This window comes from Amycolatopsis ultiminotia (genome assembly GCF_039536925.1).
GTDB lineage: Bacteria > Actinomycetota > Actinomycetes > Mycobacteriales > Pseudonocardiaceae > Amycolatopsis > Amycolatopsis ultiminotia.
Window position 1 is genome coordinate 22,926 of sequence record NZ_BAAAZN010000034.1, and the last position, 21,154, is coordinate 44,079.

14 protein-coding genes are annotated in these 21,154 nt (G+C 67.4%); 10 read left to right on the top strand and 4 right to left on the bottom strand.

Annotation, left to right across the window (positions count from 1 at the left end):
• Positions 1-21 precede the first annotated feature (21 nt).
• The 3 genes from ABD793_RS41470 to ABD793_RS41480 all read left to right on the top strand — a co-directional run bounded on the left by ABD793_RS41470 (position 22) and on the right by ABD793_RS41480 (position 4,203).
• Positions 22-1,518 (top strand): FGGY family carbohydrate kinase, encoded by a 1,497-nt coding sequence (locus ABD793_RS41470; RefSeq protein ID WP_344869243.1) that lies wholly within the window; start codon positions 22-24, stop codon positions 1,516-1,518.
• Positions 1,515-3,128, top strand: a complete 1,614-nt coding sequence (locus ABD793_RS41475) for a glycerol-3-phosphate dehydrogenase/oxidase (RefSeq protein ID WP_344869244.1) — start codon at positions 1,515-1,517, stop codon at positions 3,126-3,128. The genes ABD793_RS41470 and ABD793_RS41475 overlap by 4 nt, the downstream gene beginning before the upstream one ends.
• Positions 3,129-3,258: 130 nt before the next feature.
• Positions 3,259-4,203 carry a DUF7973 family transport facilitator gene (locus tag ABD793_RS41480; RefSeq protein WP_344869245.1) on the top strand — a complete coding sequence of 315 codons (945 nt, stop codon included), beginning with the start codon at positions 3,259-3,261 and terminating at the stop codon, positions 4,201-4,203.
• Positions 4,204-4,315: 112 nt separating this feature from the next.
• On the opposite strand, the gene ABD793_RS41485 is transcribed toward ABD793_RS41480, so the two are convergent.
• Positions 4,316-4,669, bottom strand: coding sequence for a helix-turn-helix domain-containing protein (locus tag ABD793_RS41485; RefSeq protein ID WP_344869246.1), 354 nt, complete (start codon positions 4,667-4,669; stop codon positions 4,316-4,318).
• 360 nt (positions 4,670-5,029) lie between these two features.
• Between ABD793_RS41485 and ABD793_RS41490 the strand changes: the two genes are divergently transcribed.
• Positions 5,030-6,046: a hypothetical protein gene (locus ABD793_RS41490; RefSeq protein ID WP_344869247.1), complete on the top strand. Its 1,017-nt coding sequence runs from the start codon at positions 5,030-5,032 to the stop codon at positions 6,044-6,046.
• 640 nt (positions 6,047-6,686) lie between these two features.
• Here ABD793_RS41490 and ABD793_RS41495 read toward each other — a convergent pair.
• A complete protein-coding gene (locus tag ABD793_RS41495) occupies positions 6,687-7,442 on the bottom strand; it encodes a YobI family P-loop NTPase (RefSeq protein ID WP_344869248.1) in 756 nt (251 codons plus the stop codon).
• Positions 7,443-8,619: 1,177 nt separating this feature from the next.
• On the opposite strand from ABD793_RS41495, the gene ABD793_RS41500 reads away from it, so the two are divergent.
• The 3 genes from ABD793_RS41500 to ABD793_RS41510 all read left to right on the top strand — a co-directional run bounded on the left by ABD793_RS41500 (position 8,620) and on the right by ABD793_RS41510 (position 11,986).
• Positions 8,620-8,751 carry a hypothetical protein gene (locus ABD793_RS41500; protein ID WP_344869250.1) on the top strand — a complete coding sequence of 44 codons (132 nt, stop codon included), beginning with the start codon at positions 8,620-8,622 and terminating at the stop codon, positions 8,749-8,751.
• Positions 8,752-9,329: 578 nt separating this feature from the next.
• On the top strand, positions 9,330-10,724 hold the full coding sequence (locus tag ABD793_RS41505; protein ID WP_344869251.1) for an MFS transporter: 1,395 nt from the start codon (positions 9,330-9,332) through the stop codon (positions 10,722-10,724).
• Positions 10,721-11,986, top strand: coding sequence for a GGDEF domain-containing protein (locus ABD793_RS41510; RefSeq protein ID WP_344869253.1), 1,266 nt, complete (start codon positions 10,721-10,723; stop codon positions 11,984-11,986). The genes ABD793_RS41505 and ABD793_RS41510 overlap by 4 nt, the downstream gene beginning before the upstream one ends.
• On the opposite strand, the gene ABD793_RS41515 is transcribed toward ABD793_RS41510, so the two are convergent.
• Positions 11,973-12,401 carry a winged helix-turn-helix transcriptional regulator gene (locus ABD793_RS41515; protein WP_344869254.1) on the bottom strand — a complete coding sequence of 143 codons (429 nt, stop codon included), beginning with the start codon at positions 12,399-12,401 and terminating at the stop codon, positions 11,973-11,975. The two genes, ABD793_RS41510 and ABD793_RS41515, sit on opposite strands and share 14 nt — an antisense overlap.
• Before the next feature lie 289 nt (positions 12,402-12,690).
• Here ABD793_RS41515 and ABD793_RS41520 point away from each other — a divergent pair, with 289 nt between their 5' ends.
• Together ABD793_RS41520 and ABD793_RS41525 are read left to right on the top strand one after the other, a co-directional pair.
• Positions 12,691-13,197: a hypothetical protein gene (locus ABD793_RS41520; protein WP_344869255.1), complete on the top strand. Its 507-nt coding sequence runs from the start codon at positions 12,691-12,693 to the stop codon at positions 13,195-13,197.
• Complete coding sequence (locus tag ABD793_RS41525) at positions 13,190-14,302, top strand: hypothetical protein (protein ID WP_344869256.1); 1,113 nt, start codon at positions 13,190-13,192, stop codon at positions 14,300-14,302. Before ABD793_RS41520 ends, ABD793_RS41525 begins: the two co-directional genes overlap by 8 nt.
• 952 nt (positions 14,303-15,254) lie before the next feature.
• Here ABD793_RS41525 and ABD793_RS41530 read toward each other — a convergent pair.
• A complete protein-coding gene (locus tag ABD793_RS41530; protein ID WP_344869257.1) occupies positions 15,255-17,210 on the bottom strand; it encodes a thioesterase domain-containing protein in 1,956 nt (651 codons plus the stop codon).
• Positions 17,211-17,288: 78 nt separating this feature from the next.
• Between ABD793_RS41530 and ABD793_RS41535 the strand changes: the two genes are divergently transcribed.
• Positions 17,289-21,143, top strand: coding sequence for an amino acid adenylation domain-containing protein (locus ABD793_RS41535; RefSeq protein ID WP_344869258.1), 3,855 nt, complete (start codon positions 17,289-17,291; stop codon positions 21,141-21,143).
• The last annotated feature ends 11 nt before the right edge of the window (positions 21,144-21,154 follow it).

The window sequence follows — 21,154 nt, forward strand, 5'->3', positions numbered from 1 at the left end:
GATACGACAAGGGGCTCACCGATGAGTCGGAACGATCGACTGCTGGTCATCGACGAAGGCACGACCGGCACCCGGGCGCTGGTGTTCGACGGCGCGGCACGTCGCCTGGCCGCGCGCTACCGCGAGTTCACCCAGTATCATCCCGCGCCGGACCGGGTCGAGCACGACGCGGAGGAGATCTGGCAGGCCACGCTGGAGCAGGCGCGCGCCGCGCTCAGCGAGTCCGGCACTCGTGCCGGTGAACTCGCGGCGGTCGGAATCACCAACCAGCGCGGCACCAGTCTGCTGTGGGACCGGGAGACCGGGGAAGCGGTCACCCGCGCCATCGTGTGGCAGGATCTGCGCACCGCCGGGCTGGCCGCGGAGCTCGCCCCGGAGTGGGGCAAGCGGGTCCAGATGCACACCGGGTGGACGCTCGCGCCGGTCTACTCGTGCCTGTCCCTGCATTGGCTGCTCGAACAGGACCCGGCACTGCGCAGGCGCGCCGAGGCCGGGGAACTGGCTTTCGGCACGATCGACTCCTGGCTGGTGCACAAGCTCAGCGGTGGTGCCGCGCACGTGATCAGCGCGTCCAACGCGGTCGTGACCGGCTGCTACGACCTGCTCGCCGACGACTGGTACGGCGAATGGATCGAGGCGCTGGGCATCCCGCGCGGCGTGCTGCCGCGGGTCGTCGACGACTCCGGGGTCATCGCCACCACCGATGCGGGCGTGTTCGGCGCGGAGGTGCCCATCGGGGCCGCGGTCGCGGACCAGTCCGCCGCGCTGTTCGGCCAGGGCTGCCTCTCGCCGGGCGAGGGTAAGACCACTCACGGCACCGGCACGTTCCTCGACCTCAACACCGGTTCCACACCGGTGATCTCCGCCCACGGCCTGTCGACGATCATCGCCTGGCGCCGGGAGGGGGAGACCACCTACGGCCTCGAGGGATACGCGCCCGTCACCGGCTCTGCCGTGCAGTGGCTGCGTGACGGCGCGGAACTCCTGCGGACCGCCGACGAGACCCAGGAACTCGCCGAGAGCGTCCCGGACAACGGTGGCGTCTACTTCGTGCCGGCGCTGACGGGCCTCGCCGCGCCGTCCTGGGACTCGACCGCGCGCGGGCTGCTCATCGGCATCTCCCCGGGTACCACCCGCGGTCACCTGGCCCGCGCGGCGCTCGAAGGCATCGTCTACTCCATAAAGGACTTCGTCGATCTGATGGCCGCGGAGTACGGGCAGTCAATCACAAGCCTGCGGGCCGACGGCGGCGCGTCGGCCAACAACTTCCTGTTGCAGTTCCAGGCGGACATGATCGGCGCGACGATCCACCGCCCCGCCGACGTGGAGGCGACGTCGATCGGCGCGGCCTACCTCGCCGGGCTGGCCGTCGAAGTGTGGAAGACGCCCGAAGACTGCTTCCGCGACGTTGCCGACGACGCGGTCTTCATCCCGGGCATGGACCCCGCCCGGCGCGACGCGCTGTACGCGCAGTGGGGCCACGCTGTCGAACGAGCGAGAGGATGGGTCCGGACATGAAGCGGTTCGACGCCGCAGACCTGCCGGAGCGGGTCGATGTGCTGATCATCGGCGGAGGTGTCACCGGTGCCTCCGCGGCCCGTGACGCCGCGTTGCGCGGGCTGTCGACGGTGCTGGTCGAGCGGGACGACTTCGCCTCCGGTACCTCGTCGCGTTCGTCCAAGCTCATCCATGGCGGCCTGCGCTACCTGCAGACCTACCAGTTCCGGATGGTGCACGAGTCCGTGCGCGAGCGTGAGGTGATGATGCGCATCGCCCCGCACCTGGCCGATCTGCAGCCGTTCCTGTACCTGCTGTATCGCGGTTACCCCGAGGGCAAGGCGCTGCTGAACCTCGGGCTGACCTGCTACGACGCGTTCTCCCGTGCCCCGCTGAACCGGTGGCATCGCATGCTCGGGCGTGCCGCCGTGCTGCGCCGCGAGCCGCACCTCAATCCGGCCGGGCTGGCCGGCGCCGGGCTTTACCACGACGCCATGACCGACGATGCCCGCCTGGTGATCGATGTCCTCGAGTCCGCGGCCCGCGCCGGCGCGCTGCTGGCCAACCACAGCGAGGCGGTCGGCCTCGTGCACGAACGCGGCCGCGTCGCGGGGGCCGAAGTCGCCGATCGGATCACGGGTGCCCAGACGGTGATCCGAGCCAGGACCGTGGTCAACGCCGCCGGCCCATGGGTCGACCGCGTCCTGGGGCTGGGAGCACCGGTGCCACACCCGACCCTGCGGCCGACCAAGGGCGTGCACATCGTGTTGAGCGCCAAGGACTTCCCGCTTCGCACCGCCGTGTTCCTCCGCTCCCCATCGGACGACCGCGTGGTGTGGCCGACACCCACGGCGGACGGCAGGCATGTCTACGTCGGCACCACCGACACCGCTTTCGACGGCTCCCTCGACGACGTCGTGGCCGACGAACAGGACATCGCGTACCTGCTGGAGGTCGCCAACCACACCCTGCCCGGCGCCAGGGTCGGGACCGAACACCTCGTCGGCAGCTGGGCCGGGCTGCGGCCGGTCATCGCCCCGCCGCCGGGCACCTCGAACTCCGACGCTTCCCGCGAGCACACCATCACCGAGGGCACGGGCGGGTTGATCACCGCGGCCGGCGGCAAACTCACCACCGCGCGCATCATGGGCAGGCAGATCATCGACCACGTCGTGGCACAGCTGGCCCGCGAGCACGGCGTACGTTCCGTGCCGGCCAGCACCACCGACCAGGTCCCGATCTCCGGCGGCGACCCCGCCGACCGGTTCCGGGCTCGGCGCGCCCTCCAGCCCGTGGCGGCCACACAGGCCGAACGCTGGCTGCGCCGGTACGGGGGCAATGCCGACCGCGTCGCCTCCGCCGGTGCCCACGAGCCGATCCCGGGCACCGATCTCACGGACGCCGAGATCCGGTACGCGATCGAGCACGAGATGGCGATGACCATCGCCGACGTGCTGGTCCGCCGCACCGGCTCGTTCTACTGGTCCGCCGACGGCGATGACGCCGCGATCGGCCATGTCTCCGGCGTCCTGGCCGATCACCACGGCTATTCCCCGGATGTCCGCGCCACCCAGGAGATCGACTACCGAGGCTGGGTCGCCCGCAACCGCGGGCACCGCATCGGCACCTGATCCACCTTCTCCCCGGTTACTCGCTTCACCCCATCCCTCGGGCCGAGCCATGGCACGCCTGCGGTCACAAATACTCCATTAACGGAGTTCCTGGTCGCTGGGCCGCTCGCCGGCCCGGAAAGGCACTCCCATGCACAGTGACGTGCTCGCCCTCGCCGGAGCGGCGTTCGGTGGTTTCGTCGGCGCCACTTTCGGTGCCCTGATCGCTTTTGTGCTCTGCGGTCTTGGTGTCGTGACCGGTGTCGTCGTTCTGATCGCGACCGGCGATCCGGGTTTCCTCGACACCGTCGGCTTCGGCGCGATGTTCGGTCCGCAGGTGTCCTTCGCCGGTGGTGTCGCGGCGGCCGCGTACGCCGGACGCCACGGCTGGCTGGCCGACGGCCGCGACATCGTCACGCCGCTCGCCACGCTGCGCCGGCCCGGTGTGCTGCTCGTGGGCGCCGCTTTCGGCGTGGCAGGCAGCCTGGTCCAAGACGGCGTCACCGCGATCCCCGGCTTCGGGACGTGGACCAACCCCGCCGCGCTCAGTGTCGTGGTGACCGCCGTCGCGGCCCGGTTGATGTTCGGCCGCACCGGGCTCATCGGCCGCCACCGCGGCGGCGCCACCGGTTGGGCACGGTTCGCGCCCAACGCCGAACACGTCTGGCTCGCTTGTCAGCAGACGCCGCGCATGGCCGGCACCCTCGGTCTTTTCGTCGGCGGGTTCTCCGCCTGGGCTTCGGTGGCACTGCTGGCCGCCCATCCTCAGGCGAGTGACGTGATCTACCTGGGGTTCGGCATCTCTGCGCTGTCGCTGATCTGTCTCGCCTTCGGCGTCGAAGTCCCCGCGACCCATCACATCACCATCGTCTCCGCGACCGCGGTCGGCGCGTTCGCCGCGATCTGGTCACCCGCCGGCCCCACCGCGTGGGCGCTCGTGCTCGTCGGTGCCGTCGCGGGTGCCATCACGGGATTCGCGGGAGAGGGTTTCTCCCGTTTATGGCTGATCCGCGGCGACAGCCACATCGACCCGCCCGCCAGTTCCATCTGGCCGATGACCCTCGTGGTTTCCCTGGTCGCCGCGGTGGCCGGCTGACCGCCGGATGCCGCCACCCTTGACGGTCCACAGTGGATGAAGGAGTGCGACCCACACCGGTTCGCCCGAGTTCCGGTTCGTGGTGCGGCCGCTCAGGTATGGCCGAGCTTGGTCAGGCTTCACGTAGTGGACGGTTGCCCGAGCGCTCGGGGTGGCACGGGCGATACGGCAGATGAGGTCGCTGACGGCCGAACCAAAGGCCGCCGCTCCATTTTGGGTCCAATGCCGCGAACCCCTGGTCGTTGAACGCGTGGATCACCTCTCGCGCTGAGTTCTCGGTCGCGGCGTACATGACCGCGATCTCGCTCGCGGGCCGGCCCTGTACCGAAGCCAGGACAACTACGGCCCGGCGCAGCCGGACCCGGTCGCGTGTTGACCTCGTGATTTTCACCAGGCGATGTGCTTGTTCGGGTTCCAGCTCATGGACGAATACCTCGGGCTGGCGAGCCGTGGACGCCAGCTCCACCAGGCAGCCTGCCAGGCCTGATCAGCCAGCCGATCCGGAGACCGTTACCTCGCCAACCTTCTGCACGGCACTAGCCATCCCCCGCGTGGAGTATTCATTTTCTCACGACGTACGAGTTTATCGACGGAAGGACTGACCCGCGCCGGGGACTTTCGGCACGATGCGCTTTCCTGCTCGCTCCACCACTTAGAGTGTCGATTCTCAGCACTCCCGCCCTCGAAAAAAATGAGGACCATGATGCAGAATCGTTCACGAACGAGATTCCTCGGCGCCACCGTCGCCGCAGCAGCGGTGGCGACAACTCTTACTTTCGTCGGCGCGGGCCCTGCGGTGGCTGCACAATAGAGTGTCGAAAAGGATGTGGCACAGCTCACCGACGACGTGACAAGTCTGCTCAATGTACTGGCGGCGGACGCATCGAGTAACGTCCACCCCCTTATCGATTCGCCGGTTTCCCGGTTCGGCCGCCACAGCAATGCCACACAGGAACAGGCTTCCGACTGCACAGCAGGCTCCGCGCTGACCAAGGCGGCCAAGCTCCAGGCTGAGCTCAGCCCCCTGGAACAGAACGCGCTCGAGGCGTTGTCCAACATCGGCACGCTCTATGCCCTCAACGTCGCGGACGACAAGAATCCGCAGGTCTTCGGCACCGACGGTCAGTACATCCCGCGCGCCACCGCGGCGATCGGCAAGCTGCGCTGCTTCTGGGACATCGAGAGCTGGAACGTGCAGCTCGTCGCCTGGAAGGGCACTGACCTCGGCAGCGAGGCGAAGATGAAGAAGACCTTCGGTCTCGGCCTCGCACCGGCGAAGGCGCAGGAGGCCGCCGCGCTCACCGCGAAGGTGGTCCAGGAGATTCCTGCGTTGCAGGGCGGACGCCAGCCGCTGCTCACCCTGAACGCTTTCTCCGCGCCTGCCAATGAACTCCACGGCAAACGCGTACTGCTCGGTGACGGCCTGCTCGACGTCTTCGGCACCCTTGGCTTCGGTGACGTCGCCCCCGAAGCCGTGCTCGGCCACGAGTACGGTCATCAGGTCGACTTCGCCAACGGCAACAGCCCGGGCGACGAGTCCCGGGAGCTGGGCCCGGACGCGTACGGGGGCTACTTCCTCGCGCACGCCAAGGGCGACGCGTGGAACGCCCGCACGCAACAGGAAGTCACCTACCTCGACGCCTCGATCGGCGACTGCGCACACGACCACGGAACCCCCGACCAGCGCAAGGCCGCCGGTGCGTGGGGTGAGAAGCTGGCGACGAGCCAGGCCAACCCGAACCGGATCATCTCGCCCGCGTCGATCATCGAGAAGTTCCAGAAGGAATACCCGAAGCTCGTCCCGTCGTCGGGCAGGCAGTCCGCGTCGGCCGCCCGCAGCTGAGCCTCGGTTCTTCATCAGGTGAACAGCGTTTGGGGTGGCTGCCTGCAGCTGGGTGGCCACCTCAACGCTTGCCGCGGTGCAGGACGACACGCTCAATCAGCTAGGGATGTCTCGTAACTCGGTGTCGGGTCGGCTGGGGCCGAAGGCAAGCCGACCCAGCCCGGGGCCGTCGCCCGCTTCCGGAGACGGCCCCGGGCGCCGCCTTGGCTCGGCGGACTCGCGAAATCGGGGCCGGGCGCACCGTGTTCGACACCTCCGCGCGGCGAGTTCGCCGCACGGTTCCGTGCGCGGTGCCAGAAATCTGAGGCACGAACCAGCCAAACTCCCGCGACGAGCGGAACCGGGAACGACTCGGTGCCCAGCATCGCCGAACCGAGAGCCAAGCCACCCTGGCCACGACGGAAGGGGCTGAGTCCGCCCGCCGTGACATGGCACCCGCATCTCCGCGTCCCTGATCTGCCCTCCAGGCTTGTGCGTGGCTTCGCAGTGGCACGGGGATAACGAGGTCGCTTCCTGTCACGGTCCGGAGGCGTTCGTCACCGATGCTGTCCGCGAAACGTCCCGGTACCACCAGGACCCGGAGTGCCTGGAAAATATGGGGATCATTGTAACGATCCAGGTCCTCGAATATGACGATTTCCTAGCGCTCTTGGTCGAAGAAGTAGACGATCTCGTCAAGGTATTCGTCAAAGTAGGTGTGGTTCGGCGCTGAGAGAGTCAGGGCCGCGCCCGCCGCAGACACGTCGGAGACCACGAATCTCCTACATGTGACCATTCGCAGCACTGCGAACACTACGACGAGCAGGACGCCTATCGCCACCCACACCACCGTCCGCTCGGTATCCGAGTGATCAGAACCGGTAGCTACCTGTGAAGGCAGATGCCCGAGCAGCGCTAGCAGCGCACCGAGTGCGCCGACGAACAGCGCGGAGTCAACGAACGCTCGCCACCAGAGCAGTGGGCCTCGCTGACTGAACCGCGAGTGGCGAAGCGTGCGCGGTCTGGCGCTGTAGACCAGCTGTTTGAGTACGTCCTTTTGGATGCGGTTGGTCAGCGTCGCGCTTTCCGTGTCAGGCGCCAAAGTGGAGACGGCTAGCCGCAGCGTCGAGTCCTTGTGCTCCTCCTGGAACCTGTCGAGCACACTGGACTTGCCGGTCCCGTACCGTCCGGCAAGGACGATGTTGCGGTTCTTGGGATTCTCGACCGCCTTCGCCAGGTAGTTCAGATAGGTCTTATGCTGATTTTCGTCGTATCGCGGCGCCAGAGACTTCAATGCCAGCTGACTGGAGGACTTGCCCGGAGCCGTTGGCGGCGCGACTGCGTCGGCGGCAGTCGCGCCTACGAGGGCATCCGGAAGTTGCCCTGGGCGGCCAGCGCGGTGATCGGCGTCGCTCACTGACTTCCTCTCATCGCTCGCGTAGGAAATTCGGGTGCGCACCTCTCAGCGCCTCGCCGGCATCCGTGGCGACCAAGCTCGAGTAGCGCACGTCTGACGCCGATCCGTGCTCCGCCGTAGCGGATGTCTAACAAGTCGCAGGTCCGTCCTCGACCGTTACACGATCCCAGCATCCGCAAGTCACCTGCCGATGAACGCGCCACCCAGCAAATTCCGCCTCAAATTTTGTGGCCGGGAATTGTGCCGGTCCGACGATCACGTTTGCTCGGTTGCGAGTCAATCCGCGACGAACATCCGCTTCTGCCACCGAGTAGTCGTTGAGGAGCGCGGCTGCTCAAAAAACCGCGTAATAGTCCGTTCCACTTGTGCGCTGGTGTCGGTGGTCCCACGACTGGTGACATGGTGGCTCCTCGGGCTTGGCAAACGACAGATCGAAGCCACCCCAGCCGATGAGCGGGCAGCTCGCTACGGGCTACGGTCACGTCTGTCGAGAGCCACGCTACGTAACCGGGCGTGCGGCCAGATAACTCCCCGTTAACTGGCCGTCAGCGGAGGAAGTTCAAACTGGCCACCAACACAGGCTTGAGTGGCGGTTCGATCGACGTGTGCTGCTGCCGTGTCGAGTGGTCGTTTCTACGCTGGAGGTGTTGTCGAGGCTGGTGGTTCGCAGTGGGCGGGGCAGTGATCGTCAACCGCCGCGATCTATGACGCCGGGTGGCCACAGCTGTGCAGCGGCTGACGTTCGGTCCGCTTGTCAGCACGTTCCCGTCGTCTCGGTAGCGTCGCCGTCACGACGAGCGCGCAACAGGCGGGACTACGAATGAACTCGCAGATTAAACAAGGTGTATGCAGTTGTTGACATGATAGTTCGATCTGGGCACACTGTCGGTAGAAGGTGATCAGCTGGCGGCCCGGACCGGAGCGGTCGCAGTGCACCTTCCGGGCGACGGCGGGGCCTCCAACCCCCTCAGGTCAACGCTGTTGTCCGGTCCGGGAGGCGGTTGTCGGGGAGGGCGCCGCCTCCCGGACGCTTTGCGCCGTCGGGCGTTCCTGCCCTTCTGGGCCAGCGAACGGGGTGCAGTGCTGCCCCGGGAAACGTGCCACAGGCAGGTGGACTGCGTGAGATTGCGGAGGGACCGCGCAACAGTCTTGGAAGATAGATTGCTGCACTCCTGGTGTGGTCGATCTGATGAATCTGTCTGCGGCAAACCCTATTTCCGGTTGCCTGAGTAATGTGCTCGACGGGCAGGAGGTTGTGGTGCGCTTCCACTACCGGCCGACGATCCGGGTTACGGCCTGCGTTTCCTGAGGCGCTGGTGGCACCCTCGCTGGCGGTGCGGAGCTTGTCCGTTTCAAGTGGGTGCGACGGGCGCACGTCATTCCGCGAGGGTCGAACTGAGGGCTTGCCGCTGGGCATGGTCGTGACGACGGAAATGCTCACGGTTGGCTGTGCAATCTCGGCCGTGCACGTTACTGTGATTCTTATCCGGAGGCGCCGCGGGCGAGACGGTGTGGGCGCTGCCCGAATCGTGGTAGTGGCAATCATTGATCGTGTGTTGCTGCTGATTGCGCCGTTCGGGTGAAGTGATGCGGACTGCGTTCGTTCGCGCACGCACGGGTAATATGTTGATCTTAGGTTGACCGGGATCCGGTCACCTGAAGGAACATGTCGGCAGGGGAGGCCGTATGAACCAGGTTATGTTGCGATGGGTTCCAGCAAACCGGCGTGGTGGCACGGTTTCCGCCGTAGTGCGCAGAGATCGGGACTTGTGACGGCCGGTCTCGTTTCTGGTTGACCGGCACTATCTACGCCACGTCGACCTTCGGTAGGGCGTGGCCGCGTGCTGGCCCGTGCCGTGGGTGCGGCGTGTTCATCGCGAGGATGTCATGTCTGAAGGGCGGAAGCCGGGTTTCGGCGAACCTCTGCGGAACCGTGAGTTTCGCGCGTTGTGGCTGGCGGAGCTGGTTTCCATTGTGGGTGATCAGCTTCCCCGGGTCGCGTTGGCGATGCTGGTGTTCGCGCAGACGTCGTCGGCGCTGCTGACAGCGTTGACGTATGGCCTGACCCTGATGCCGAGCCTGCTCGGGGGCATGTTGCTGTCGGGTTTGGCGGACCGATTTCCACGCCGTGACGTGATGATCGTCGCCGACGTGGTGCGCGCTGTGCTGGCCGGCACGATGGCCGTACCAGGTATGCCGCTCACCGCATTGTGGGTGTGCGTGGGGTTGCTGGGTGTTGCCGCTGGTCCGTTCAAAGCAGCGCAGGCGTCGTTACTGCCGGAGGTGCTCGGCACGGCGGAGCAGTACGAGGCGGGTTTGTCGTTGCGACAATTCACTACCCAGACTGCTCAGTTCGTCGGCGTTGCGGCGGGTGGTGCCGTCTTGGTGGTGATCGAACCTCATCTGGCGATGGTGCTCAACGCAGGAACCTTCGTGCTGAGCGCGGTGCTGGTGATGGGGGTCGTGCGGCGGCGCCCGGCAGCGCGGTCGGCGGATGCGGCAGACGAACCGGTACTGGACGGTCGGATCGACGTTTCGGCGGGGCGGGGCTTGATCGGTGCGTTGTACGGGCTGGTGGCGCTGCTCGGTTTGTACATGGTGCCCGAGGGTCTTGCCGCGCCATACGGGCATCAGCTCGGCGTTGGCGCCGCGGGGATTGGGCTGCTGCTGGCGGTCGATCCGGTCGGCAGCGCGGTCGCAGCGTGGCTGTCGCCGAGACTGACATTGCCGTCGCGGGTGTCGACCGTGTGCGCGTTGGCCGCGTTTGGTGGTGCACTGCTGGCGCTGTGTTCGTTGGGGCCGCCGCTGTGGCTGACGTTGGTGCTGTGGGCCGCAGTTGGTGCAGTCACTCAGCTTTACGTGATCAAAACGCAGACAGTGACGGCCGCCATCGTGCCGAACGGGGCGCTCGGGGGTGTGATGGGGCGGATGGGCACGACCATGTACTGCTCGCAGGGGTTGATGATCGTCGCGGGCGGCGCCGTGGCCGACCGTGTCGGCCCGTTCTTCGCGGTCGGGCTCGCGGGCGCCGTGGCCGCCGTACTGGCTGGAGTTATCGGGGGGTGGTGGCTGGCTTGCTCTCGCAGGAACGCCGGGAGCAAGCCAGCGGGGTTGGAGGGAGGCGATCACCATTCCTTGCCACGCATGCCGGACACCTCCCCCCGGGATCGGGACCACCAAGCCAGCTGGCCTACCGAGGCGGGAGCAACGCCTCACGCGGCAGATCAGGCGACAATGCACAGGGGACCAGTATGCAAGGTAGGCAACCACGACCGGAAGTGACTACGAATATCGTCGCACCAAGACGACGCCGCTACCGGAAATCGCAGCTGCTGGCTGTGCCGAGACCTCTTTTCGCCATGGTACTGGCGGTCGATGTGCTCGCATTCAGCGCCATTGCGGGCTGGTGCATGGCGGAGCCTCCTACCGCCGGTGACGTCCGGGTGTGCCTGCTCCTGGTCGCCGCCGGGTTGCTGGTCGGGGAAGTGACCAGCCGCGCGGAGCGGATGCGGCGTCGGCTGTCGGACACGCCGCACGTGAATATGAGCTCGGTGACGATCCTGGCCGTCACCTTGCTCACGAGCCCAGTGTTGGGCGGTGCGGCCGCGGTGGCACTGTACCTGCACCTGTGGTGGCGAGCTACGCGGTGGGTCAGCGGTATGACGCCGTACCGGGCTGTGTTCAACACCAGCGTGATGGTCATTTCTGCGACCGCGAGTGATCTGGTTGCGCGGTCTCTGGCGCCCCTCACCGTGGGTGCGACCCAGTTGATCGTTCTCGTGGCGGTGATCGGTACGTACTGGGCAGTCAACTCGGCGCTGGTCGGTGCGGTCATCGCGATCGCGGATGGAGAGCGCTCGCTGCCGAGGCTGCTGGGCGGATGGAACGACAACGCATTGTTGCTGGTCACGCTGTGCGTGGGCGCCTTGGCGGTGGTGCTGATTCAGAAACAGCCGTGGATGGCGGTGCTGGTCATGCCCGTGATTTACGTGCTGCATCGGAGTGCGTCGGTCAAACATCTCGAAGTCGTATCGAGCAGAGACGCCAAAACGGGGCTGCTCCGGATGGATGCGTGGCGTTGCCTTGCCGAAGCCGGCCTCGCCAAAGCGCATCGCCACGAAGAACCAGTGGCAGTGCTGATGATTGACATCGACCATTTCAAAGCCATTAATGACGGTCACGACCACATGGTCGGTGACGACGTGCTGCGGGCCGTCGCCGAGGCGATGTGTGGCGAGGTGCGACGAACCGATTTGGTCGGCCGGTTCGGGGGCGAGGAGTTCGTGGTCTTCCTTGCCGATGTCGAGCAGGGCCGTGCGATCGCTATCGCGGAACGAATTCGGCAGGTGGTGTCGACCACTGCGGTACCGGTGCGCCCGGCCGAGCATTCGGCAGAGACGGTGTCCGTCAGCGTTTCGATCGGGGTGGCCTGCGACGACGCCGAGTCCGCGAACGAAGGCGACCTGAACATGCTGATGCTCGTTGCGGACAACCGCCTGTTCGTCGCCAAGGACCGGGGTCGGGACCAAGTCAGGGCCGGCTGAGCCGTTCCTGCGCCGACGCCCGCGCGGGTCGACCGCTCGGCGGCGGGGGTGACTCGGCATGCAGGTAGTCGTACTTCTGCATCCACTCGACGAGAGGGCGAGCCGCGGTCAGCGCCTCTCGCCCTTTCCTGGTGATCTCGTACCAGGACGCCTTGAAAAGCCCGTCGTCGGTTTTCCTGACCAGGTCATTGTCCTGTGCACGTTTGAGCGTTTTCGCGAGAATCTGCGACGACAACGGCTTGACATCATCCCCGTTGCCAGACCGGACCTCGCCGCGATTGACCTCGTCCAGGATCTCGCCGTACTGCGACCGTCTGTTTGCAACTACTCCCAGCACGGCGAGCATCCACCGCCCACGCAAGATGTCGACAGCCGACTCGAAATGCCGTTGGTAGGACAGGTTGTGCCGACTCACCTGACCAGCTAACACTATGAACCTGCCTCCGTCGCGCGGATCCGGAAATCGGCTGCCGGGTACGGCCGAACGGGTGAAGCATGCTCGTCTCACCTCGGGGTGAGACGGCGAGTGATCTTCCGGTGATCCGGAAAACACCTGGTAGACCAGTCGCAGCCGGGACGGACCACCTGGCATCGCACAGAACAGCGAGGTCCGGGACGCAGCTGGGAGCAGGCGGTGTCCCGGACCTCGCAGTTGTTCGCCGCCGGCCCGGAGAGCCAGCGGTGACGGAGGAGAGGGGCGCGCCATGAGAGCGGACGTACTCGACCGCGCAATGCTGGATACCGTCGCACAGATCGTTGACCGGGTGCCCATCGTGCGGCCATTCACCGTCGAGGCGCTGATCGGCCGGCTGAATCGTGAACGGGATACGCCGATCCGCCTCATGCGCGCCAGTTCGACGGGCACGATGCCCACGGGGATGCTGCTGCGCACTGACTCCGCAGATTACGTCGTGATCCTTCGAGACGTCCGCGGCGGGCACGCGCGGCACATCTTCTTCCACGAGCTCGGCCATGTCCTTCTCGAAGACGGGGGTGTGGCCGGGTCGCTCGGTCCGTGCAGCGGCGCGGGCTCTTGCTGGCAGGCGTCGGACACCCGCGACTGGGGCGAAGTGCTGGCCGAAGAGTTTGCTTACCAGCTTGCCGAGCGTATTGATGCCGATGTGATGCCCTCGTCGCGGAGGCACCCGGCCGCGGAGGGGTTGTATCGGGTGTTCGCAGCGCAGGCGGAGCTGCGCGGGATCGATGCGTGAGCAACATAGCGGGTTCGCGGTGTTCGTCGGAGTCTTGATCATTGCCGAAGGCGTGAGATCTGTCGTCCTCCTGATACGACACCGGAGCGCGGCGGGGCGCGGGTATCTCGGTGTCTTGCTCGTGCTGGCCGGAGCATCCGTGCTGTTGCGGATCCCTCAGGCCGACGCGACGGTGACGCGGCTGACGGGAATTCCGGATCTGGGACTCGTCCTGCGTGGTTGGTGCACGGTGGGCACAGCCGTCGGCTCGGCCGGAATTCTCAAAGTCACCGGCTATACCTGGCTGCGCACACGTTACGTTCTGCTGCCTGTCGTTGCCGCGGCGGCCTTCGTCGTGGTCGCGGCTCGACTGGCGCCGAACGGCCCCGAAGGTTTCGTAGCGGGGAATTGCGCGGTCTGGTTCTGTGCGGTCATCCCTATGAGTGCGTACCTCTTGGCCGCACCCAGGATGGTGCTGATCGGGCGCGACGCTGGGGCACAGGCGCAGGTCGGGAGCTACTTCACTGTTGCGGGCTGTGCGGCCACTGGAGGCGGGCTCGCGGTTGCAGTGGTTGCGCTCGACCTTCCTTCGGGCGGTCATGACCTTGGCGGAGTGCAGCTCATGGCACACAGCTGCGGTGGTGTGCTCTTGGTCCTCGGGTCGTGTTCTGGCGAGGTTGCTCGAGCTCTTGAGGTGCTACGTAGGCGGCGCGAACGCCGTCGGATACGACGGTTGTGGTGGTACGTAGAGCCGCTCCGGCAAACCATGGTCGGGGTTCCAGCAGGCGGTGTCGCGGCCCGTGAGCTCATCGACATTTGTGACACATTGGTGCTTGCGCACCAGCAGAACGACGACCGGGTGCGGGAGCGAGCGAAGCTCGTGGCAGAGGCCGCAAGTGTTCCTGCCCAAACCCGGGACGACTTTATCGACGCTGTCGTGCTCCGCGCGGCGATCGAAAACGCCGGGCAGCAAGCCGACGGTGGCGGTACCGCACCTGAAACCCGTGCGAAGTTCGAAGAGACGGAACCCGTTGCGTGCCACGAGCCGACCTTTCGCGCTGAGATTGCAGCGTTGGCGAAACTGGTGCTCGGGAATCGGGTAGTACGCCGGACAGCGTTCGGCTAATCGCCTTAAGGTGTCTGTAGGGCGTGACGACTTCGGGTTACCTTGGTAGCTGCCGTCGGTCATGACCTGCCGGTCGGCGAGTTGTTCGGCGCCGGAGTCGTGGTAGACGATGCAATCGTTGTGGCTGTTTCTGGTTGCGGGTCACGGGTGGCGATCACCTGCCGGGTTTCGTGTACGTTAGTCGGGTAGCGGTCGTTCTTCGATGGTGTCGCCAGCCAGTGACAGTCGGTCGTCACCAGCAGCAGCACACGATCGGTCAGTGGCAATGCGCGCTGTCGATCAGGGAGGCCGTCCCTGATCTCGCCTCCGCGCCGTTTCGCGACCAGTCGCAGCTGCTAGCGGAACCGTTCCGGTGAACGGGCGATTCATTCCGGCCGCGACGCTGTGATTACCTGCACCACGACAACGTGATCAACTACCGAGCCAGCCAGCCTCAGATCAGGTTACGAGACATCGCTTGGCTTGCCTGGGTCTGGTCGAACCAGTGTGGTGGAACCGTTCACGGAGGTATCGCGCTGGACGGTGTGAGTGCGGGCGTCGAGCCTTCTGCCACGTGAACGCATTCGTCTGGTACGGGGCCCGATGCCCGAAACTCTACTGCGCCTGCCGCGCCGCAGTCTGCGGCGCTTTGCGTTACCCGGCACGTCGCGGTCGTGGTTCAGACAGTCGTATGACAGTGGTTTGGGTGCCGGCGCGTCCTCAATACTGGTCACGGTCAGTTCGGCGTTCCTGATCCTGCCCATCAGCCCGGCGTTCTCCGTTGTCGGTGGTTGCTCTCCTTTCCATAGGCGGCCCGATGTTCTCCCTACTGGTGGCAAAGCGGAGGATGCCACTCGTGCTAACTGGGTCCGGGTAGGACTCAGGTCAACACACATGGTCGCCCCCTGCCCGTCAGTGGCTGGCGCGAGTCAGTCGCCAGTTTCGACTGACGGGTACGAGGATCACCAACTCGTCAGGTGTGCTGCCAACCGGTTGCGCCGAGCTGGGCGAGTTGCTCACCGAGGCCGCCGAGCCAGCACGCCCGGTCGTGCCCGCCGCTGAATCGTCCGGCGTGTACTGGATAGCCTTTCTTACGTAGCGCTGCGACGAATCGGTCGGTCGGATCCGGTCGCGTACCTTCGTGCGTGCCGGCGTCGACGTGGAATTGCGTGGCCGAGGCGGGGCTGTCCGCGTAGCGGCGGGTGAGCTGTTCGGGCTGGTCGTCGTCGGTCCACCAGAACGAGCCTGAGTGGACGAGTACTGCGCCGAACACCGAGGGCATCGTGAGTGCGGCGTGCGCGGCGGCGAGCCCGCCGAGGCTCTGCCCGGCGATCGCGCGTTGCCGCGGCGAATCCGTGGTACCGAAGCGGTCCGTGGCCCAGGGCAGGAGGTCGTCACCGAGGAAAGCGGCGAAGGGCTCGTGACAGGCGTACTCCACGGCGCGGGTGTACGGACCGGCTGAGTCCGGCAGCAGTGCCACCAGGGGCGGCAGCAGCCGCTTCGCGATCAGGGTGTCCAGTGTGGTCTCGATCCGTAGCTCGCCAGTCCACATGTCACCGTCCAGTACCACGAGCACGGGGTACTGCCCGTGCACGCGACGATGGCCGGGTGGGGTGTAGACCCAGACGCGCCGGGCACCGCCGAGCGCGGGCGCGTCCACCCGGTGCTCGGTGAGCGCGCCGTTGGGCAGGCCGGGGCGGGGCCAGCAGAACCGCTGGGCGGGGGCGCGGGAGGCGGCTGCGACGGACTTCACCGGCCGGTCCGCCGGAGCGGGCAGCACGAGCGGGTTCAGTGGATCGGCGCGGGGTGTGCGTGCATCGTCGACGACGAATTGATAGCTGCCGCGCCAGTCAGCGGGAACCTGGTAGGACAGGTGCCAGATATCGGTGTCCGGAACCTGGCACAGGAGACTGCGTTCCGGGCACGCACGGTCGTGCAGCTTGTTGGCCAGCACCTGGACGCGCCGTGTTCCGGGTTCGCCGCGCCAGACGAAGGTGACCACGTCCGCGGTGGGGCCGGGCTCGATCAGTGGCGTGCCTGTTCGCGAAATCTCCTGCCAGAACGTGGCGAGCATGTCCTGGCGGCCGTCGCGCAGTCCGGCGCGAAGCCGCGCTATCCGGGGGCTCGTTGTGGTCCGGTCCGGTCCGGGGCTACTCGCGTGCGGTGGCACCGAGGTGGCCGGAACGGGGCGTTTTTTCGCTGTGGCAGTGGAACCGGGCGTCGGTGTGGGAGAGGTGGTCGCCGCGGTGAGCGCAGCCACCAGCTCTGCCTGCTCCGGGATGAGGTAGAAGTGTCCGCCCGGCAGGACAGTCAGGGTGAACGGTCCCGTCGTGACCGAACGCCAACCCGCGACCGCGGGCACGCTCGCTCTCGGGTCGCCATCGCCGGTGAACGCGGCCACCGGGCAGTCCAGCGCAGTGACCGAGGGCCGCGCGTACCGGCCCGCGGTGACGAAGTCGGCCTGGGTGACGGCGAACGCCCGATCTTGGTGAGACGGTGCGGCGGCATCGAACGAGCGCAGCAACTCGTGGGCGGCCTCGGCGCTTTCCGGGACCACGCCGAAACAGTGTGGCGCGGTACGGCCGGAGACCGCCAGCAGCCGCGGCGGCAGGCCCGCTTCCTGCAAGCGCAGGGCCAGTTCGTAGGCGACCACCGCGCCGAGGCCGTGCCCGAACAGCGCCAATGGCTTGTCCGTCGAGTCGAGCAGCTCGCGAACCAGCTCGTCGGCGAGTGCGCCCGGGTTCGCCGCAAACGGCTCGCTACACCGGTCCTCCCGGCCGGGATACTGCGCGGCCAGCAGTTCGATGTGTTCGGGCAGGTGAGGTGTCCACGTGCTGAACAAGTCGGCCCGGCCTCCTTCGGGGGGCAGGGCGAGCAGCCGTACCGCCGCTCGGGGCCGATCGGTGAGCGATCGCACAGCGCAACCCACGGCCGGAGCCTTCTTTCCTCTGGCGATGTCCTGATCCGGTGTCTAGGTTAGCCTTACCTAAGCACTAAGGAGAACCCTGTGCTACCGCTGACCGAAGCGCAGACCGGGATCTGGTTCGCCGCCGCCGCGGATCCCGCGAATCCGGTGTTCAACTGCGCGGAGTACGTGGAGATCACCGGTCCTCTCGATGAAACGCTCTTCGTCCGGGCGGTGGCCGGTACCCTCTCCTGTGCCGAGCAGCTGACCGTCACGATGGTCGAACGCGACGGGCGCCCGTGGCAGCTACCCGGATCTGCCCCGCGGCTGATGCCGGAGGTGGTGGAGCTGCCGCCGGGTGGGGACGCGCTCGCCTGGATGCGTGCGGACCTCGCGAAGCCGGTGGACCTGTTCGGCCCCGGTCTCGTCTCATCCGTCTTGCTGCGGACCGGCGAGCGGGAGCACGTGTGGTACCTGAGGATCCACCACCTGCTTGCCGACGGGTTCGCGTTCGGACTGCTGAGCCGGCAGGTCGCGCGGGCGTACCAGGCGCTGCTCGCCGGAATCGAGATACCGTCGCCGCGATTCGGTTCCCTCAGCGGTGTCCGCGCGGATGAGGACGCCTACCTGGACTCGCCCGCCTACCGGGAAGACCGTGCCTTCTGGCTCGACTGCTTCGGCGATCGGCCGGAAATCACGGGACTCACCGAGGAGACAAGCCGCGGTGTGTACCGGTTCCGGCGGCAGCACGGGAGGCTGTCGGAAGCGGCGGTCCGCGGCCTGGCGAGCCTCGGCAAGCGGACAGCCGGGAACTGGGTCGAACCCGTGCTGGGACTGAGCGCCCTGTACGCGCACCGGATGACCGGCTCACGCGACGTCGTGCTCGGCGTGCCGATGATGTGCCGGACCGGCTCCGCGCTGCGGGTGCCGACGACGGTTGTCAACGTACTGCCGCTGCGGCTCGAGCTCACCCCGGGAACGACGCTTGACGAGTTGACCGCTCAGGTGCGGGCACGGATGGCAGACCTGCGGCGGCACCAGCGCTACCGGTGCGAGTACCTGCGTCGCGAACTCGGCCTGGTGGACGGCCGGTTGTTCAGCGTGCAGGTCAACCTCAAGCCGTTCCCGGCGGAACTGCGGTTCGGCGTGGCTGGCGGCCGGGTGCGCTACCTGGCGGCCGGGCCGGTGGACGACGCCGAGCTGGTCGTGCACGGCTCCGCAGGAGGCGGCGAACTCGGCGTCGACCTCGACGTGAACCCCCAGTTGTACGACGAGGACACCGCCCGCGAGCACCACGAGCGGATCGCCGCGCTGCTCGAAAGTGTCGGCCGGGGCGGTGCCCAGGTGGCTGTCCTCCCGTTGGCCCGGCATCGGGTGCTCACCCGTGCCGAGGAGGACACGGTCCGCGCGCAGGGCACCGGCGAGGTCCCTGAAGTGAGCGCCAAGAGCCTGGCGCAACTGCTCGCCGAAGCGGCAGCTCGCCGACCGGACGCGCCCGCGCTGCGCTTCCCCGAGACGGACACGACGCTCACGTACCGGGAACTCTTCGACCGAGCGGACCGGCTGGCAGGGGTACTCGCCGAGCACGGGGCCGGCTCCGGCACCGTGGTCGCGGTCATCGCGCCGCGGAGCGTGGAATTGGTCGTGGCCCTGCTGGCAGTCCTGCGCTCGGGTGCCGCGTACCTGCCCGTCGATGCGGATTACCCCGCCGACCGCGTCGCCTTCATGCTCGAAGACGCCTCGCCGGTGTGCGTGCTCGCTACCTCGGACACCTCCGTCCGTCCACATGGGACGCTGGTGCTGGATGAGGAGTTCTTCGGCGCGTTGACGGCTGGTCCGTACCAGGGGGACTGGCCGGCCGCCGATGATGCGGCGTACCTCATCTACACCTCGGGTTCGACGGGGCGCCCCAAAGGGGTTCTGGTCCCGCACCGCGGCATCGTCAACCGGCTGGCCTGGATGCAGGCCGAGTACCGGCTGACGGCGGAGGATCGCGTGCTGCAGAAGACGTCGTCCAGCTTCGACGTGTCGGTCTGGGAGTTCTTCTGGCCGCTGCTGGAGAACGCGACCCTCGTGCTCGCGCATCCCGAAGGGCACCGCGACCCCGCCTACCTCGCCGGGCTGATCGTCGACGAGGGCATCACCACGACGCATTTCGTGCCGTCGATGCTGCAGGTGTTCCTGGCCGAGCCCGCGGCCGCCCGGTGCACGGGGCTGCGGCGGGTGCTCTGTTCCGGGGAAGCGCTTCCCGTCGACCTGGCCCGCCGGTTCCGCGAGATCCTCGGTGTCCCGCTGCACAATCTCTACGGGCCGACCGAGGCCTCGGTGGACGTGACCAGCTGGCCTGCCGACCCGACGGACGGGGACAGCTCTGTCCCGATCGGCGTCCCGGTGTGGCACACGCGGCTGTACGTGCTGGACGGCTCGCTCGCCCCGGTGCCCCCGAACACGGCCGGTGAGCTGTACCTCGCCGGGGTCCAGCTCGCGCTCGGCTACCTCGGGCGGTACGGGCTGAGTTCGGGACGTTTCGTCGCCGACCCGTTCGGCCCGCCGGGTTCGCGGATGTACCGGACCGGCGATCTCGCCCGGTTGCGGCCCGACGGAGCGGTGGAATACCTGGGGCGCAACGACTCCCAGGTCAAGATTCGCGGATTCCGGGTCGAGCCGGGCGAAGTTCGCGCGGCACTCGAAGCCCAGCCGGAAGTGGCCAGGGCCGCCGTCGTCGCCCGCGCGGGCACGCTCGTCGGCTACGTGGTCCCGGAGCCCGAGGCCCGGTGTGAACCGGCGCGGCTGCGCGACCGGCTCGCGGCGGAGTTGCCCGCTCACCTGGTGCCGTCCCTGCTCGTCCCACTTCCCGGTCTTCCATTGAGCCCGAATGGAAAGCTCGACGTCTCGGCGCTGCCGGAGGCCGGTCCGGAGCAGGGCGTGGCGACCGTTGCCGAAAGCCCCGCCGAGGAGGTGCTGTGCCGCCTGATGGCCGACGTGCTGGGCGCGCACACCGTCGACGTGCATGAAAGCTTTTTCGCGCTCGGCGGGCATTCGCTGCTCGCCGCGAACCTGGTGCAGCGGATTCGGGAGACCTTCGGCGTCCCGCTGTCGCTCGGTGACCTGTTCACGGCGCCGACGGTTGCCGGGCTTGCGGCACGACTGCGGGGTGAGTCGCGGGACCGGTCGCTGGATGTCCTGCTGCCGCTGCGCGCCCACGGCGGGAAGCCGCCGTTGTTCTGCGTACACCCCGCGGGCGGCATCGGCTGGGCCTACGCCGGCCTGCTCGGCGCGCTGCCTCCGGACCAGCCGGTCTACGCGGTGCAGGCACGTGGCCTCGCCGGCGATACGCCATTGGCCACCGACCTCGCCTCGATGGCGGCGGACTACGTGAAGGTGCTCCGCGAGGTCGCCCCGGACGGTCCGTACCTGCTCGTCGGGTGGTCGGTGGGCGGGGTGATCGCCCAGGAGATGGCGGCCGAGCTCGAAGCGCAGGGCGCACGGGTCGGCCTGGTGGCCCTGCTCGACGCCTACCCCAGCGAGCAGTGGCGGGACGTGCCGCCCCCGTCCGGACAGGACGCGCTGCTGGCCCTGTTGTACATGGCCGGCCACGAGCAGGCCGCTCTCGGCGGCGCGGAACCGACCCGGGCGTCGGTGATCGAAGTGTTGCGACGCCATGGAAGTGCGCTGTCGACATTGCGTGACCGGACCCTGTCCGCGGTCATCGACATCGTCGCGAACAATGCCCGGCTGATGCGCGAGCACCGGCACCGGCGGTTCTCGGGTGATCTGCTGTTCTTCGCTGCGAGGGCGTCCCGGGAGCGGGATGGGCTGCGCCGTGAGGCTTGGCTGCCGCATCTGGGAGGTGAGCTGATCGCCCACGAGCTGGACTGCACCCACCCGCAACTGGTCCAGCCCGGCCCGTTGGCCGAGATCGCCGAGCGACTCGCCGCCGTGGCGGAAACCCTGTGACGGCGCCGGTT